15 protein-coding genes are annotated in these 16,012 nt (G+C 66.9%); 9 read left to right on the forward strand and 6 right to left on the reverse strand.

All coding sequences use genetic code 11. The features are described 5' to 3' along the window. Nucleotides 1-8 precede the first annotated feature (8 nt). Nucleotides 9-785, reverse strand: coding sequence for an enoyl-CoA hydratase (locus RS901_RS21740; RefSeq protein WP_316155746.1), 777 nt, complete (start codon nt 783-785; stop codon nt 9-11). Nucleotides 786-874: 89 nt separating this feature from the next. Between RS901_RS21740 and RS901_RS21745 the strand changes: the two genes are divergently transcribed. Then, nucleotides 875-1,924, forward strand: a complete 1,050-nt coding sequence (locus tag RS901_RS21745; protein WP_316157268.1) for a transposase — start codon at nt 875-877, stop codon at nt 1,922-1,924. 32 nt (nt 1,925-1,956) lie between these two features. On the opposite strand, the gene RS901_RS21750 is transcribed toward RS901_RS21745, so the two are convergent. Together RS901_RS21750 and RS901_RS21755 are read right to left on the reverse strand one after the other, a co-directional pair. Beyond that, complete coding sequence (locus tag RS901_RS21750; protein ID WP_316155748.1) at nt 1,957-2,925, reverse strand: tripartite tricarboxylate transporter substrate binding protein; 969 nt, start codon at nt 2,923-2,925, stop codon at nt 1,957-1,959. A 49-nt stretch (nt 2,926-2,974) separates the two neighbouring features. Then, nucleotides 2,975-4,138 (reverse strand): CoA transferase, encoded by a 1,164-nt coding sequence (locus RS901_RS21755; protein WP_316155750.1) that lies wholly within the window; start codon nt 4,136-4,138, stop codon nt 2,975-2,977. Between the two features lie 302 nt (nt 4,139-4,440). Here RS901_RS21755 and argG point away from each other — a divergent pair, with 302 nt between their 5' ends. The 4 genes from argG to RS901_RS21775 all read left to right on the forward strand — a co-directional run bounded on the left by argG (nt 4,441) and on the right by RS901_RS21775 (nt 9,180). Continuing rightward, a complete protein-coding gene (gene argG, locus RS901_RS21760) occupies nt 4,441-5,766 on the forward strand; it encodes an argininosuccinate synthase (protein ID WP_316155753.1) in 1,326 nt (441 codons plus the stop codon). Nucleotides 5,767-5,997: 231 nt separating this feature from the next. Continuing rightward, nucleotides 5,998-7,338: an MFS transporter gene (locus RS901_RS21765; RefSeq protein WP_316155755.1), complete on the forward strand. Its 1,341-nt coding sequence runs from the start codon at nt 5,998-6,000 to the stop codon at nt 7,336-7,338. A 17-nt stretch (nt 7,339-7,355) separates the two neighbouring features. After that, nucleotides 7,356-7,949, forward strand: coding sequence for an RBBP9/YdeN family alpha/beta hydrolase (locus RS901_RS21770; RefSeq protein ID WP_316155757.1), 594 nt, complete (start codon nt 7,356-7,358; stop codon nt 7,947-7,949). A 67-nt stretch (nt 7,950-8,016) separates the two neighbouring features. Next, nucleotides 8,017-9,180, forward strand: a complete 1,164-nt coding sequence (locus RS901_RS21775) for a porin (RefSeq protein WP_316155759.1) — start codon at nt 8,017-8,019, stop codon at nt 9,178-9,180. 66 nt (nt 9,181-9,246) lie between these two features. Here the strand turns inward: RS901_RS21775 and RS901_RS21780 are convergent, their stop codons facing one another. After that, nucleotides 9,247-10,251, reverse strand: a complete 1,005-nt coding sequence (locus RS901_RS21780) for an AraC family transcriptional regulator (RefSeq protein ID WP_316155760.1) — start codon at nt 10,249-10,251, stop codon at nt 9,247-9,249. A gap of 117 nt (nt 10,252-10,368) precedes the next feature. Here RS901_RS21780 and RS901_RS21785 point away from each other — a divergent pair, with 117 nt between their 5' ends. The 4 genes from RS901_RS21785 to RS901_RS21800 are packed head-to-tail and all read left to right on the forward strand — an operon-like array spanning nt 10,369 to nt 13,423. Beyond that, the gene (locus RS901_RS21785) at nt 10,369-11,427 is read left to right on the forward strand and encodes a 3-keto-5-aminohexanoate cleavage protein (protein WP_316155762.1); all 1,059 of its coding nucleotides are present in this window, start codon (nt 10,369-10,371) and stop codon (nt 11,425-11,427) included. Between the two features lie 54 nt (nt 11,428-11,481). Next, a complete protein-coding gene (locus RS901_RS21790; protein WP_316155763.1) occupies nt 11,482-11,682 on the forward strand; it encodes a DUF1289 domain-containing protein in 201 nt (66 codons plus the stop codon). Continuing rightward, complete coding sequence (locus tag RS901_RS21795; protein WP_316155765.1) at nt 11,679-12,395, forward strand: DsbA family oxidoreductase; 717 nt, start codon at nt 11,679-11,681, stop codon at nt 12,393-12,395. Before RS901_RS21790 ends, RS901_RS21795 begins: the two co-directional genes overlap by 4 nt. A gap of 53 nt (nt 12,396-12,448) precedes the next feature. Continuing rightward, a complete protein-coding gene (locus tag RS901_RS21800) occupies nt 12,449-13,423 on the forward strand; it encodes a tripartite tricarboxylate transporter substrate binding protein (protein WP_316155767.1) in 975 nt (324 codons plus the stop codon). Between the two features lie 67 nt (nt 13,424-13,490). Here RS901_RS21800 and RS901_RS21805 read toward each other — a convergent pair whose 3' ends face one another. After that, on the reverse strand, nt 13,491-15,137 hold the full coding sequence (locus RS901_RS21805) for a fatty acid--CoA ligase (protein WP_316155769.1): 1,647 nt from the start codon (nt 15,135-15,137) through the stop codon (nt 13,491-13,493). Nucleotides 15,138-15,152: 15 nt separating this feature from the next. Beyond that, entirely contained in the window at nt 15,153-16,001 is an 849-nt protein-coding gene (locus RS901_RS21810) for a TauD/TfdA dioxygenase family protein (protein ID WP_316155771.1), read from the reverse strand. Nucleotides 16,002-16,012 lie beyond the last annotated feature (11 nt).

The following is a 16,012-nucleotide window of genomic DNA, read 5'->3' on the forward strand; positions in this document are numbered from 1 at the left end:
CGCGCGCTTCAGCGCTTGCGATTCAGGAAGGTGGCCATGTGCTGCTGCGGCTCGCCGGTGTCGAAGGCGCTGCCGAACTCGGTCACGCTGTTGTTGATCGAGACTTCCAGCGGCGCATCCTCCCACTCGCGCAGCAGGCGCTTCTGTTGACGCACCGCGACCGGGCCGAAGCCGGCCAGCAGCGCGGCCACGCGTTCGATTTCCAGGTCCAGCTCCGCCAGCGGCACCACCCGGCTCACCAGCCCCCACTGCAGCGCCTCGGCGGCGTCGGAGATCTCGCCCGTCAGCAGCATCCATGCAGTGCGCGCATTGCCGATCAGGCGCGGCATCAGCGCGGCGTGGATCACCGACGGGATGCCGACCTTCACTTCCGGCATGCCCAGCTGCGCGTTGTCGGCGGCGATGCGGATATCGCACGCCAGCGCCAGTTCCAGCCCGCCGCCCAGGCACCAGCCCGGCATGCGCGCGATCACCGGCACCGGCAGGTGGCGCACGGCGTCGCACAGGCGGCGCAGGCCGCTGATGAAGGCCTCGGCGCTGGCGCGGTCCAGCGCGGCCATTTCCTTGATGTCGGCACCGCCGACAAAGCCCTTCTCGCCGGCGCCGCGCAGCACCAGCACGCGTACCGCGTCATTGCCGGCCAGCGCTTCGATGACGCGCGTGAGCGATGCGATCACCGGCGTGCTCAGGATATTGAGCGAGCCCGCCTCGCGGATGGTGACGGTGGCGATGCCGCGCGCGTCGATCTCGACGCCGGCGTGCGGTTCTTGCTGAAGTGCGCTCATCAGACTTGCTCCGAGAAACCCCGACCTTCAGGACGGGGAGTGGAAGGAGTGCTGCCGGCAGCAAGCAATCCCAATTTAGAATGACCGGCATGCTTCTCGTCTATCGCTACCGGGTAAAGTCGCTGAACGGCCTGCTCAATCAGCAGAGCCGCGCGGTGAATTACGTCTGGAACTTCTGCAATGACACACAGAAGCACGCGCTGAAATGGGGCAAGAAATGGCTCACGGGTTTCGATCTGAACGTGTTGACCACCGGCAGCAGCAAGGAACTCCGTATCCATTCCGGCACCGTCAACGCGGTTTGCGAGCAGTACGCCAAGTCGCGTAGCCAGCATCGCCGGCCGTACCTGCGCTATCGCGGCCGCAGGTCCCTCGGCTGGGTGCCGCTCAAGGGCCGGGATCTCAAGCGCTCGGGCGACGCATTCCGCTATGCCGGCAACACGTTTCGCGTGTTCAACTCCCGCCCCCTTCCCGAAGGCAAGCTCAAGGACGGCACGAATTTCTCCCGGGACGCGCGAGGCAACTGGTTCCTGAACATCGTGATTGAAGTCGCCGACATCCAAGCCCGGTCCCCGGCGCGCGGCGTCGGCATCGATCTTGGTCTGAAGGACCTTGCCACGCTCTCCACCGGCGAGAAGATCGGGAATCCCCGTCACCTTGGCCAACTCGAACAAGCCCTTGCCAAGGCGCAGCGGGCGCGCAAGAAGCGACAGGCGACGAACCTTCACGCCCGCATCGCCAACGCGCGGCGCGACTTCCTGCACAAGCTCTCGCATCGCATCGTGCGGGACTTTGACTACATTGCGGTGGGTAATGTGAATGCCGCCGGCCTCGTCAGGACCAGCATGGCGAAGTCCGTCCTCGATGCGGGCTGGTCGTCCATCCGCACAATGCTCGCGTACAAGGCGATTGCGCATGGCGCGTGGTACGAGGAAGTCGACGAACGTTTCACTACTCAGGTTTGCTCTTCGTGCGACGCGATGCCGCCGGAGAGGCCGAAAGGTATCGCAGACCTCGGAATAAGGCAGTGGGTATGCAGTGAATGCGGTGCTGTACATGATCGCGATGTGAACGCTGCGCTAAATATCCTTGCCCGATCGGGACATCGATCGCCTGCAGAGGGAATCCCCTCTCTTTAGGGAGGGAAGGATGTCAAGTCGTTCCTTGTGGCTTACTGGAGCCTGGTGAAGTGGATGTCCTCGACGATTTGCTTCCAGTGCGCATTCTGCGCGCGGATCAGGTCGCCGAAGGTCTTGCGCGAAGTCGGTGCCGGGATCGCGCCTTGTTTCTCGATGGCGGCGATCACCTCCGGCTCGGCCAATACCTGGCGCACGGCGTCGTTGAGCTTGTCGAGGATGGCAACGGGCGTGCCTGCCGGCGCGCCCAGGCCGAACCACGACGGGTTGTTCATCGCCGGCAGGCCGGCCTCGGCATAGGTCGGCACATTGGGCAGCACCTTCAGGCGCTGCTTCGCGGCGACCGCCAGCGGCTTCAGGCGCCCACCCTGGATCAGGCCCGACGACGACGGGATATTGTCGAACACCACCTGGATCTGGCCCGCCACCGCATCGTTGAGCGCCGGGCCCAGGCCCTTGTATGGCACATGCAGCATGCGCGTGCCGGTGGCGTTCATGAACAGCTCGCCGTTCATATGGCTCAGTCCGCCGTTGCCGGACGAGCCGAACGAGTACTTGCCCGGGTTGGCCTTCAGCAGCCTGATGAACGACTTCAGGTCCGTGGCCGGGAACGCCGGATTGACCACCAGCACGTTGGGCACGTCGGCCAGGTTGCTGACCGGCGCGAAGTCCTTGACCGGGTCGTAGGCGGTCTTCAGGTAGACGTTGGGGTTGACCGCGTGCGAGCTCTCCACCTCCATCACCAGGGTGTAGCCGTCGGCTGGCTGCTTGGCCGCGTAGGCGCTGCCGACCGCGCCGCCGGCGCCCGGGCGGTTCTCGACCACCACCGGTTGCCCCAGCACCGGGCCCAGGCGCGTGCCGACGATGCGCGCGATGAGGTCGGTGGTGCCACCGGCGGCGTAGGGGACGATCAGCTTGATCGGCCGGTCGGGATACGCGGTGGCATGCGCGGCGCCGCTTGCGCATGCAGCCAGCAGCGCGATGGCGGTGAAGGTTGGTTTCATCGGTGTCTCCGTGTCAGTGTTTTCGGTCTTGTGGGTCGCTGCGCGCCGTTCAGGCTGGGCTGTGTTCGCCCAGCAGCGGCGGCGGTGGCAGCGGCAGGTCGTACCCGGCCAGCATCGGGTTGCGCACCATGGGCACTTTGCCCATGACGGGGTGTTCGGACACCTGCATCAGCCCGCGGTGCTGCACCTGCGGGTGGGCGAAGACTTCGTCCATGGTGTGGATCGGCCCCCAGGGCACGCCGGCCGCATCGAAGGCATCGGTCCACGCCGTGCGGGTGCGCGCGGGGAAGAGACCGGTCAGCAGGGCGCGCAGCGCGGGCAGGTGCTCGATGCGCGCGGAGTTGGTGGCGTAGCGCGGGTCCTGCGCAAGATCCGGCATGCCGGCCACGGCGCAGAAGCGCGCGAACTGGCTGTCATTGCCGATCGCCAGGATCAGGTGGCCGTCGGCGCAGCGGAACACCTCATAGGGCGCGCAGTTGGGATGGGCATTGCCGCTGCGCTGCGGGTTCTGGCCCGACACCAGGTAGTTGGCGGCCTGGTTGGCGTTCATCGCTACCGCGACATCGAGCAGCGCGATATCAAGATGTGCACCCAGCCCGGTCGCCTGGCGCTGGAACAGCGCGGCCAGGACGGCGGAGGTGGCATACATGCCGGTGCTCAGGTCGACCACGGCGACGCCGGTGCGCAGCGGCCCGGCGCCGGACGTGCCGTCGGGCTGGCCGGTGTAGCTCATCAGCCCGCCCATGCCCTGGAACACATAGTCGTAGCCGGGTTTGTCCGCCATCGGCCCGCTCTGGCCGAAGCCGGTGATCGACAGGTAGACCAGGCGCGGGTTGATTGCCTTGAGCGTGTCGTAGTCCAGCCCGTAGCGGCGCAGCGTGCCGACCTTGTAGTTCTCGACCAGCACGTCGGCTTCGCGCGCCAGCTCAAGTACCTGCGCGGCGCCCTCGGGCGTGCCGTAGTCAATCGCGACCGAGCGCTTGCCGCGGTTGCAGCAGATGAAATAGCCGGACAGGCGCTGCTGCGTGTCGCCGCTGCCCTCGGGCGCTTCCAGGTAGGGCGGGCCCCAGCCGCGGGTATCGTCGCCGCGCTCCGGGTGCTCGACCTTGGTCACCTCGGCGCCCAGGTCGGCCAGGTTCTGGGTACACCAGGGACCGGCCAGGATGCGCGACAGGTCCAGGACCCGGACTCCTTCCAGGGCGCGATGCAGCATGACGACTCCGCTTTCAGACAACAGTGCGGCGGAGTATAGGGAGGGGTCCTGGCGCGAACCAGTCGAGAGTTTTGAAAGGCGCGTTCGCGGGATTTGAATGGTCCGGCGGGCCCGGATGCAGGTGGCGCCGGCGCCCCCGCCAGTCCCGGCGTTTGGCGCGTGGGCGCTGCCGTGTCACAATTCGCGTTTGGCACTGACTCGGCACGTGACTCGGCCGGCCGCGTCGCCGTGCTTCCCGCCGCCCTGGCGCGTGCAGTGGAAGCCCGCCCAAGAGCCGACCAATTCACTTAGATTTTCTGGCGATGACTACCATCCTTCAGCACATTCCTTCCGGCCAGCGCGTCGGAATCGCCTTCTCCGGCGGCCTTGACACCAGCGCGGCACTCCTCTGGATGCGCCAGAAGGGCGCCGTCCCCTACGCTTACACCGCCAACCTGGGCCAGCCCGACGAGCCCGACTACGACGACATCCCGCGCCGCGCCAAGGCCTACGGCGCCGAGGAAGCCCGCCTGGTCGACTGCCGCACGCAACTGGTGGCCGAAGGCATCGCCGCCATGCAGTGCGGCGCGTTCCACATCTCCACCGCCGGCATCACCTACTTCAACACCACCCCGATCGGCCGCGCCGTCACCGGCACTATGCTGGTTGCCGCAATGAAGGAAGATGGCGTCAACATCTGGGGCGATGGCAGCACGTTCAAGGGCAATGACATTGAACGCTTCTACCGCTACGGCCTCCTGACCAACCCCGGCCTGCAGATCTACAAGCCATGGCTGGACCAGCAGTTCATCGACGAACTGGGCGGCCGCGCCGAGATGTCGGAGTTCATGCGCCAGAACGGCTTCGACTACAAGATGTCCGCCGAAAAGGCGTATTCGACCGACTCCAACATGCTTGGCGCCACCCACGAGGCCAAGGACCTGGAGCACCTGGATTCGGGCATCCGCATCGTGCAGCCGATCATGGGCGTGCAGTTCTGGCGCGACGAGGTTGAAGTCAAGCGCGAGGAAGTGACCGTGCGCTTCGAAGAAGGCCAGCCGGTCGCGCTGAACGGCCAGACCTTCGCCAACAGCGTCGACCTGTTCATGGAAGCCAACCGCATCGGCGGGCGCCATGGCCTGGGCATGAGCGACCAGATCGAAAACCGCATCATCGAAGCCAAGAGCCGCGGCATCTACGAAGCCCCGGGCCTGGCGCTGCTGTTCATCGCCTACGAGCGCCTGATCACCGGCATCCACAACGAAGACACCATCGAGCAGTACCGCGACAACGGCCGCCGCCTGGGCCGCCTGCTGTACCAGGGCCGCTGGTTCGACCCGCAAGCCATCATGCTGCGCGAAACCGCCCAGCGCTGGGTGGCGGGCGCCATCACCGGCGAAGTCACCATTGAACTGCGCCGCGGCAACGACTACTCGATCCTGAACACCACCTCGCCCAACCTGACCTACAAGCCGGAACGGCTGACCATGGAGAAGGGCGAGTCGATGTTCACGCCGCTGGACCGGATCGGCCAGCTGACCATGCGCACGCTGGATATCGTCGACACGCGCGAGAAGCTGCAGACGTATGCCAAGAGCGGCCTGCTGTCGACCAAGGTCAGCGCCTCGCTGCCGAAGCTGGAAGACTGAGCTTCGCCGCGCCTCGCCTGACGGCGGGCCAGCGAGAAACCGGCACCTTCGGGTGCCGGTTTTTTTTGTCTCGGCGTTTTCCCCAGCTGTCCCGGAATGTCAAACGTACGTCCCGGAATATCAAACCGCGCGGTCCCGATCGCCAGATACTGCCTGCGCTCGTCACCCTTCGGCGGCGGGCTGTGAACGCACGGCGGCGCGAAGACCGCCGGTCTGCTTCCGGAGACGCCCATGTCCAGACCCCGCCTTGCCCTTGCCGCAGAGTCGGCCACGCCGGCCCTGCCGGCTGCTGCCGGACCGCGCTATGCGTGGCTCGTCTTTGCGCTGACGTTCGCGCTGCTGCTGTCGGACTATATGTCGCGCCAGGTGCTCAATGCGGTATTTCCGCTGCTGAAGGCCGAATGGCAGCTCGGTGATACGGAGCTGGGCGCGCTCGGCGGCGTGGTGGCGCTGATGGTGGGCGTGCTCGCGATTCCGCTGTCGCTGCTGGCCGACCGCTGGGGACGCGTGCGCAGCCTGATCCTGATGGCGGCGCTGTGGAGCCTGGCCACGCTGGGCTGCGCGGTGGCGGACAGTTTCGGCCAGATGTTCCTGGCGCGGCTTTGCGTTGGCATCGGCGAGGCGGCCTATGGCAGCGTGGGTATCGCGGTGGTGGTGTCGGTGTTCCCGCGCCATCTGCGCGCCAGCCTCAGCGCGGCATTCATTGCCGGCGGTGCCTTCGGCTCGGTGCTTGGCATGGGGCTGGGCGGCGTCCTGTCGGCCCACTTTGGCTGGCGCGTCGCCTTTGCCGGGATCGCCGGCTTCGGCCTGGTGATGGTGGCGCTCTACTACCTGACCATCAGCGAGCATCGGCTGCGCGGGCTCCAGCAGCGCGTGGGCGCGGCCAACGGCGACGAGGCGGCCCCGGCCCGGCAACTGGAGCCGCGCCGGATCGTGCGCGAGCTGCTGACGGTGCCTTCCATGCTGTGCGCCTGCGCGGGCAGTGCGCTGCAGCTGCTGGTGATGGCGGCGCTGCTGGGCTGGCTGCCCAGCTTCCTGTCGCGCGACTACGGCATGGCGACCGGACGCGCCGGCGTGGCCGCGGCAATGCTGGTGCTGATGGCCGGCGTGGGCATGGTGGCTTGCGGTGCCCTGACCGACCGCGTCGCGCGGCGCGCGCCCGCGCGCAAATGGCAGATGGCCATTGTCTACAGCGTGATTTGCTGCGTCTTGCTGATGACGGCGTTCCGGCTGCCCGCGGGCCATGCGCAGCTGGTGCTGATCGGCGCGGGCATGCTGGTGGTGGGCGGCACCGCCGGCCCCGCCAGCGCGATGGTGGCCAACCTGACGCGGCCTGCCATCCATGCGACCGCGTTTGCCACGCTGACCCTGATCAACAACCTGCTGGGGCTGGCACCAGGCCCGTTCCTCACCGGCGTGCTGGCCGACCACATCGGCCTGACTGGCGCGCTGCAATGGATTCCGCTGGCCGGTGGGGCCGCGGCCCTGCTGTTCTGCCTTGGCCGCCGGCACTACGCGGCGGACCTGCGCCGCCTGGATGGCCACGCTGTGCCTCACGTTATTCCTGCCTGACTCTTGCCAATCCGACCATGACTGCTACACCAACCCACACTGTCCTGATGGTGCCGGGCCTGCGCGACCACGTCGCCGAGCACTGGCAAACGCTGCTGCAAGCCGAACTGCAGGCGCAGGGGCACGACGTCCGCTGCGTGCCGCCGCTGGAGCACGACAAGCTCAGCTGCGCGGCCCGCGTCGCGGCGCTCGATGCCGCGCTGGCGGACATCGACAAGCCGGTCGTGCTGGTCGCGCACAGCGCCGGCGTGATGATCACCGTGCACTGGGCGGCACGGCACCAGCGCCAGATCCTGGGCGCGCTGCTGGTGACGCCGCCGGATTTCACGCAGCCGCTGCCGCCCGGCTATCCGGCGCAGGACGCGCTGGTGCAGGGGGGCTGGCTGCCGACGCCGCTCGCGCCCTTGCCGTTCCCCAGCCTGGTTGCTGCCAGCGGAAACGACCCACTGGCCAGCCATGCGCGCGTCGCGGAGATGGCCGCCGCATGGGGCAGCCGGCTGGTGGACCTGGGCAACGTCGGCCACCTCAACCCTGCCGCGGGCTACGGCCCGTGGCCGCGTGCCCATGACTTGCTGGCAGAGCTGGGCACCCTGGTCACGCACGATTCGTGACCTCGCCGCATCCGCGGCACAACAAAAGAATCCGGCCGCTAACGCCGGGCAACCAAGGAGGAGACAAATGAGAACCAGAAACACCGTGATGGCCCTGATGCTGGGTTGCCCGCTGGCGGCCGCCGCGCAATCGTCCGTCACGCTGTATGGCGTGGCGGACGTCAACGTCGAATACGTGAACCGCGTCGGCGCTGTGCCGGTTGCCACCAATGGCTTCAACCCGGGGCCGGGCGACAAGGTGTTCCGCATGGCGTCGGGCGGTCTGTCCGGGTCGCGCTGGGGCCTGCGCGGCGCGGAAGATCTTGGTGCGGGATGGCAGGCGTCGTTCGTGCTGGAAAGCGGTTTCAGCCTGGACAGCGGCACCATGCAGCAGAGCGGTCGCCTGTTCGGCCGCCAGGCCTTTGTCGCCCTGCAGCGCGCCGGCATCGGCCAGCTCAGCCTGGGCCGCCAGTACACGTCGATCTTTGAAGCGCTGGCGAATTTCTCGCCTACCGCATACGCCACGCAATATGAACCGGTGGTGTTGCAGGCGGGCGCCAATTTCCGCGAGGACAACACGGTCAAGTACACCGGCCAGTTCGGACCGCTGACGGCGCGGGCGCACTGGTCGTTCGGCGCAGGGCTGGCGCTGCCGCAAACTGTTGGCATTGCCACCCCGATCGGCGGCAATGGCGAAGTGCCCGGACAATTCCGGCGTGACACCGCCTACGGGGCTTCGCTGGCGTATGCCACCGGGCCGTTCGGCGCCACCATCGGCTATGACCAGTGGAACCCCACCATCGGCACCAGCAATGGCACCGTGCGCAAGGCCGTCGTGGCGGCCAGCTATGCCTTCGGCCCGGCCAAGATCATGGGTGGCTATCGCTGGGGTCAGAACAAGAACGCCGCTGACGTGGTGATCCAGCGGGACGACTACTACTGGATCGGCGCCAACTATCAGGTCACCCCGGCCGTGGGGCTGACGCTGGAGTACAACTACGACAATGTCAGGAGCCTGTTTGGCAATACGGAGGTGGCCAATCCGTGGCAGGTTGCTTTTGTCGCCAACTACGCGTTCTCGCGGCGCACCGATGTGTACCTGTCTACGGCTTATGCTCGCAATGCCGGGCTGATGCTGGAGTCGCTTGCCACCGTTTATGCCAACAGCTTGTCGTTGGGCAATAGCTATGCTGCGGCTAATGGGCAGCGCAGCATGGTCGGCGTGGCCCTAGGTGTGCGGCACAAGTTCTGATCCGGCCGTATCGGCCCGCCCGATGCTCGTCTTCGCCGCCGTGCCGCTTGTGCGCCGGCGGCTTTTTTATTGCGCCGCCTGCGCCCGCCACGCCGACACGCTGCATCCAAAACGCCCGCTGAACCACCGCGAAAACGCGCTCAGCGACGAAAACCCCAGCAGCGCCGCCACTTCCGACAGCGGACGCTCGTGGTTCTCCAGGTAGCGGATCACCAGGTCGGCACGAGCCTCGGCAAGGATCCCGGAGTAAGTCGTATGTTCCTGCCCGAGCCGCCGATGCACAGTGCGCCGGTCGACGCTCAGGTGCTGGGCCACGCGTTCGACCGAGCACAGCCCGGTGGGCAGCAACGCATAGACCAGCTTGCGCACCATGTCCGACATCGTCGCCGCGGTCGATTGCGCCAGCAGCGTGCCGAGATAGTGCTTCACCTGCTGCGCCATCACCGGGTCATACGACGGCAACGGCGCTTCCAGGTCCGAGGCCAGGCAGACGATGCCGTCGAAATCCTGATTGAAGGTGCAGGGCATGCCGAACACGCGTGAAAACGTGGCCGCGCTGGCCGGTGCCGGGTGGGTGAAGCAGATGCTGCGCGGCCGCCAGGACTGCCCCAGGAACAGCCTCAGCATCCGGAACACCACGCCGACCGCAAGGTCGGCGGCCTGCCGCAAGGTGCCGGGCGCTTCGGTGAGCACCTGCAGCCGGATCATCACCAGCTCATTGCTGTCTTCGATGCGCATCGACAGCGACTCATTCTGCAGGCCCATGTAGCGCACCATCGACTCCAGCGCGCGGCGCAGCGTGGGCTCTTCACGCACCACGAAGGCGAGCGGGCCGAGGTTGGAGAACTCGCGCAGCTCGGCCATGCGCAGGCCGAAATCGTCGACCCCGGCGGCGTGTGCCGACGCATCCAGCAAGCCGCCCACTGACGCCGCGGGGATGCGGATATCGGGATCGAGCAGGACCGAGCGGTTGATCTTCGCCGCCCTCAGCTGCTGGTATGGATCCAGCCCCAGCGAACGCGCGACTTCCACGTAATTGGTCAGGCTGGCACTGCGCAGATAGTAGGACATGGGGGCGGATTCCGTGCTTTCCCTGAGTGTCCCGAAATGTAAATCGGATGTCCCGGATCGTCAAATCGCGACCAGTCGTTCGCCGATACTCCAACCACTAACCAACCGGAGCCATCCATGCAATTCCTTGACGATTCCCTGCACCCCGAGAACATGGACAAGGTGGTGATCACCGTGGCCCCATATGGCCCGGAGTGGATGCCGCAGGACTTCCCCGAGGACATCCCCGTCACCATGGAAGAACAGATCCAGAAGGCCGTCGACTGCTACAACGCCGGCGCCACCGTGCTGCACCTGCACGTGCGCGAACTCGACGGCAAGGGCTCCAAGCGCCTGTCCAAGTTCAACGAGCTGATCGCCGGCGTGCGCGCCGCGGTGCCGGACATGATCATCCAGGTTGGCGGCTCGATCTCGTTTGCGCCGGAAGACGACGGCCAGGAGGCCAAGTGGCTGTCCGACGACACCCGCCACATGCTGGCGGAGCTGGAGCCCAAGCCCGACCAGGTGACCGTGGCGATCAACACCACGCAGATGAACATCATGGAGTTGCTCTATCCGGAATACCTGAAGGGCACCTCGCTGGAACACCCGGCCTACCAGGCCGCCTATCGCGAAATGACCGTGCCGGCCGGCCCGGGCTGGGTGGAAGAGCACCTGCGCCGGCTGCAGGCCTCGGGTATCCAGCCGCATTTCCAGCTGACCGGCATGCACGCGCTGGAAACGCTGGAACGCCTGGTGCGCGCCGGCGTCTACACCGGCCCGCTGAACCTGACCTGGATCGGCATCGGCGGCGGCTTCGATGGCCCCAATCCGTTCAACTTCTTCAACTTCGTGCATCGCGCGCCGGACGGCTGCACACTGACCGCCGAGTCGCTGCTGAAGAACGTGCTGCCGTTCAACATGATGGCGATGGCGATGGGCCTGCACCCGCGTTGCGGCATAGAAGACACCATCATCGACCAGCACGGCGACCGCATGACCTCGGTGCAGCAGATCGAGCAGTGCGTGCGCGTGGCGCATGAACTGGGCCGCGAGATCGCATCGGGCAAGGAAGCCCGCGAGATCTACCGCATCGGCACCTGGTACGACAGCGCCGACGCCACGCTGGAAGCCAATGGCATGGCGCCTAACCGCAAGACGGGGCAGAAGAACCTGCCGCTGCGCGCAGCGGCCTGACATTGGCCGCAGGGCCGGCATGCCTGCCGGCCCTATGCACTACCGGAGTCCGTGATGCATCACCCTGACGCCCTCATCAATCCTTGCATCAACATCTGCCGCATGGACCTCGCCAACCGCTATTGCCAGGGCTGCGCCAGGACGCGGCTGGAAATCGGGCGCTGGGCGCAGATGAGCGAGGCCGAACGCGCGCAAGCGCTGGCGGAGGCGCCGGCCCGCCGCGGGCAGCGTGCCGCTACGGGCGCTCTGTCATGAGCCGGCCCGCCTCCCTCTTCATCCAGGTCGGGTTCGACCTGGTCTGCCCCTGGTGCATGATCGGCAAGCGCCATCTTGAAACAGCGCTGGCGCAGCTGGCCCAGGAACGGCCCGATGTAGCGGTCACGGTCGAATGGCGCAGCTGTCCCCTGTTTCCGACGCTGCCCCCGGCCGGCATCCCCTATCGCAAGTTCAGACTGGCGCGGCTTGGCAGCGCCGAAGCCGTGGCGCTGCGCCAGGCGCAGGTGTGCGCCGCAGCGCGCGAGGCCGGCATCACACTGGAACCCGACCGCATCGAAGTGCTGCCCAACACCGTGCTTGCGCATCGCCTGATCCGGTACGCGCGCCAGGCTGGTGGCGAAGCGGCCGCATCCGCGCTGATCGACCGGTTGTTTGAAGGGTACTTCCTGCGCGGTGAGGACCTCGGCGACACGCGCGTGCTGCACGCGGCAGCGATCGCCTGTGGCATGCCGATGCCGCAAGCGGCGGCGCCGGCCACTGCGCAAGACCTGGCGTGGCTGCCGCCGCTGCATGGCGAGGAGGTGCCGCTACCCAATCCCGGCCTGGGCGTGCCGCGCTTCGTGATCAACGGTGCGCCGCCGATTGCCGGCGCTAGGCCGCCGCGTGCCTTGCTGGAGGCAATGCTCCGGGCGCTGGCCCGCGCGTCTCCCGCTTCCCCACCCCCGCCAGGCATCGCGCTCACCACACGGTGACGCCGCGCCGGACAACGCTGGACAGAAGATCCATACTACATAACGGAGACAACATGCCCACCCACCCTTCATTCCTGCTGCGCATCGCCGCCGTGGCGGCCGGCCTGGCGCTGGCAGCCCCCGCTGCCATGGCCTGGACCAGCAAGCCGGTCCGGATGCTGGTGCCCGCACCCGCGGGCGGCACCATGGACGTGCTCGCCCGCCTGCTGGCAGACCAGCTGTCGGCGGACCTTGGCCACCCCGTGGTGGTCGACAACAAGCCGGGCGCCGGCGGTGGCATTGCCATCACCACCATGCTGGCCGCGCCCGCTGATGGCCAGACCATCATGGTCACCGCCAGCAATGTGCTGACCGAGATCCCGCATGTGCTCAAGCAGGGGTTCGACCCGCTGAAAGACGTCAGGCCCATGGCCGCCGTGGCGCGTTCGCGCATGGTGATGATTGGCGCGCCTGGCCTGCCGGCCAAGGACCTGAAGAGCCTGGTCAGCTACGCCCGGGCCAATCCGGGCAAGCTCAGCTTTGCCTCGTACAGCGCCGGCACCGCTTCGCACTACGCCGGCATGATCATGAACCAGAAGGCCGGGCTGGACTTGCAGCATGTGCCCTTCGCCGGTTCCGCGCCGGCGCTGACGCAGGTGATGGGCAATCAGATTGCGGTGATGTACGACGGCATGGTGACCTCGCTGCCGATGATCCGTGCCGGCAAGGTGCAGGTCTATGCCGTGGCGTCGAAGAGCCGCTCGGCGCTGCTGCCGCAGGTGCCGACCTTTGCGGAATTGGGCTACCCCGACATGGAGTTCAGCAACTGGGTGGGCGTGATTGCGTCGTCGAAGCTGTCGCCAGAACTGGCCGAGAAGATCCACGCGGCTGCCTACAAGGCTGCGGCTTCCGCCAAGGTGCGTGACCGGATGGAGGCGCTCGGCTATGAGCCGCTGTCGGCGCAGCCCCTGCCGCAACTGAGCGAATCAGTGCGCGCGGAGTTCGAGCGCAATGCCGGCATCGTCAAGGCGTTCAATATCCAGCCCTGAGTCAGTTCCCGACCACGCAAAAGGGCAGCCTCATCCGAGGCTGCCCCTTCTTCTTCCTGCTGCCGGTTCAGGCGCCGGTGCTGCGCAAGCGCTTCTTGTCGATCTTGCCGACGCTGGTCTTCGGGATCTCGTCGACAAACAGGATCCGCTCCGATTCCGGCACCGCATACTTGCTGAGCCGGTTGGCCTCGACGCGCGCCAGCAGCGACGCACGAATCGCATCCGCGGTCACGGTTGTGCCAGGCTGGCGCACCACGAATGCCATCGGCCGCTCGCCCCACCTGGCATCCGGCACGCCGATGACCGCGCACTCCTGCACGCCCGGCACCTGCGTGACCAGGCTCTCGACCTCGATCGACGAGACCCATTCGCCGCCGGTCTTGATCACGTCCTTGATCCGGTCGACGATCTGCACGAAGCCGTCGGCCCCCATTACCGCGATGTCCTGCGTATGCAGGTAGCCGCCGGCCCACAGCTCGGCCGATGCCTCGGGCTTGCCGTGGTATGCCCTGGTCAGGAATGGCGCGCGCAGCACGATCTCGCCGCGCGCCCGGCCGTCGCGCGGCACGTCGTGCATGGACTCGTCCACCAGGCGGAAGTCCACCATTGCCACCGGCCGGCCCGTCGAGCAACGCATGCGCACTTCGGTCTCATGGTCGCGAGGCGCGTCGCCTGGCGGCAACTGGGCCAGCGCGACGATGGGGCCGGTTTCCGACATGCCATAGCCGGCAAACACATCCATGCCGCGCTCGAGGGCAGCCTCGCACAACGCCGGCGGCAGCGCCGAGCCGCCGATGATGAGCTTCCAGCCCGACAAGTCCTGGCCGCTTGCCTGCGCCGCCTGCAACAGCATCTGCAGCAAGGTCGGCACGCAGTGCGAGAACGTGACCCGCTCGGTCTCGCGCAACTGCAGCAGCATGTCCGGCGCATAGCGCCCCGGCAGCACGATGCGCAGCCCGAGCATGACCGCGACATACGGGATGCCCCAGGCCAGCACGTGGAACATCGGCGTGATCGGCATGTAGACGTCTTCCCGGTGCAGGCGCTGCCCTTCGCGCGGTGCGCACAGGCTCGTGGCCGAGGCCAGCGCATGCAGCACGATGTCGCGATGGCTGTAGCACACGCCCTTGGGATCGCCGGTCGTGCCCGTCGTGTAGAAGGTGGCGGCGCGGGTGTTCTCGTCGAACTCGGGGAAGTCGAAGTCGGGCGAGGCCGCGCGCAGCAGCGTCTCGTACTCGCCGCAGAATGGCAGCGATGTCGGCGGCACCTGCTGGCCGTCGGCCAGCAGGACAAAGCTGCGCACGCTGGTCAGCTGGCCGCGGATCTCTTCAATTACCGGCAGGAAGTCCGGATGGAGCAGCACCACCTCGGCGCCGGAATCGTTCAGCGTGTACAGGATCTGCTGCGCCGACAGCCGCACGTTGACCGTGAACAGCGTCGCGCCCATCATCGGCACGCCGAAATAGCATTCCAGGTAGCGGTGGCTGTCCCAGTCCATCACCGCCACGGTGGTGCCATGCGCTACCCCTTGCGCGGCCAGCGCGGAAGCCAGCCGGCCGACGCGCTGGCGGAATTCGCGATAGTTATGGCGCTGCTGCCTGCGGTACGTGATCTGCTGGTCGCCGTAGAGCGACAGAGAATTGAGCAGCAGCTGCCTGACGAGCAAGGGATAGGCGTAGGCCTGCGGCGCCGCAGGCACAAGGTTTGGTTGCATGTCTGCCCGCCTCCGTCAGAACGGCACGTCGCCGATGATGCCGGCGCGTTCCATCTTGCGCACCGTGGGCGCATAGTCCTGCACCGCGTAATGCTGGGTGCAGCGGTTGTCCCAGATCGCCACGCTGTTCTTCTTCCAGCGCCAGCGGACCTGGTACTCCGGGATCTCCGCCTGCGCGCACAGGTAGTGCAGCAGATCGCCCGCGCCGGGCATGAAATCCTTGCCGAAGCGGACCACATCGTCGCGGTGGTAGTTGGCAAAGTGCGAGGTGAAGGCGTTGACGAACAGGACCTTCTCGCCCGTCTCCGGGTGGGTGCGCACCACGGGATGCTCCACCATTGGGAACTGCGCGGCCAGCGCGGCTCGTTTCTCCGGCGGCATATTGGCGCCGAAGGTGTGCTCGATGCTGTGCTTGGCGCGCAGGCCTTCAATGCGGGCCTTGATGTCCTGCGGCAGGCGCCGGTACGCCTCGCCCATGTTCACCCAGATGGTGTCGCCGCCCACTGCCGGCGTTTCCACGCAGCGCAGCACGCAGCCCATCGGCGGCGCCTGGCGCCAGGTGGCGTCGCAATGGAAGGAGTTCTCGTAGTGCTCGACCTTGCTGTCGGGCGACTTGTAGATCTGCACCAGGCCCGGGTGTTCCGGGTCGCTGCCCACCACCGGGTGGTCTTCCAGTTCGCCGAAGCGGCGGGCAAAGGCAACGTGTTCGGCGCGGGTGATGTCCTGGTCGCGCAGGAACAGCACCTTGTGCTGCAGCAGCAGCGCCTTGATCTCGGCGAACAGGCCGGCGTCGCGTGACGCATCGGCCAGGCTGACGCCGCTCAGTTCGGCGCCGATGGTGCAGGTCAGGGGATCTGCGTGCATGGTGTTGTCTC

This window comes from Cupriavidus sp. BIC8F (assembly GCF_032465815.1).
GTDB lineage: Bacteria > Pseudomonadota > Gammaproteobacteria > Burkholderiales > Burkholderiaceae > Cupriavidus > Cupriavidus necator.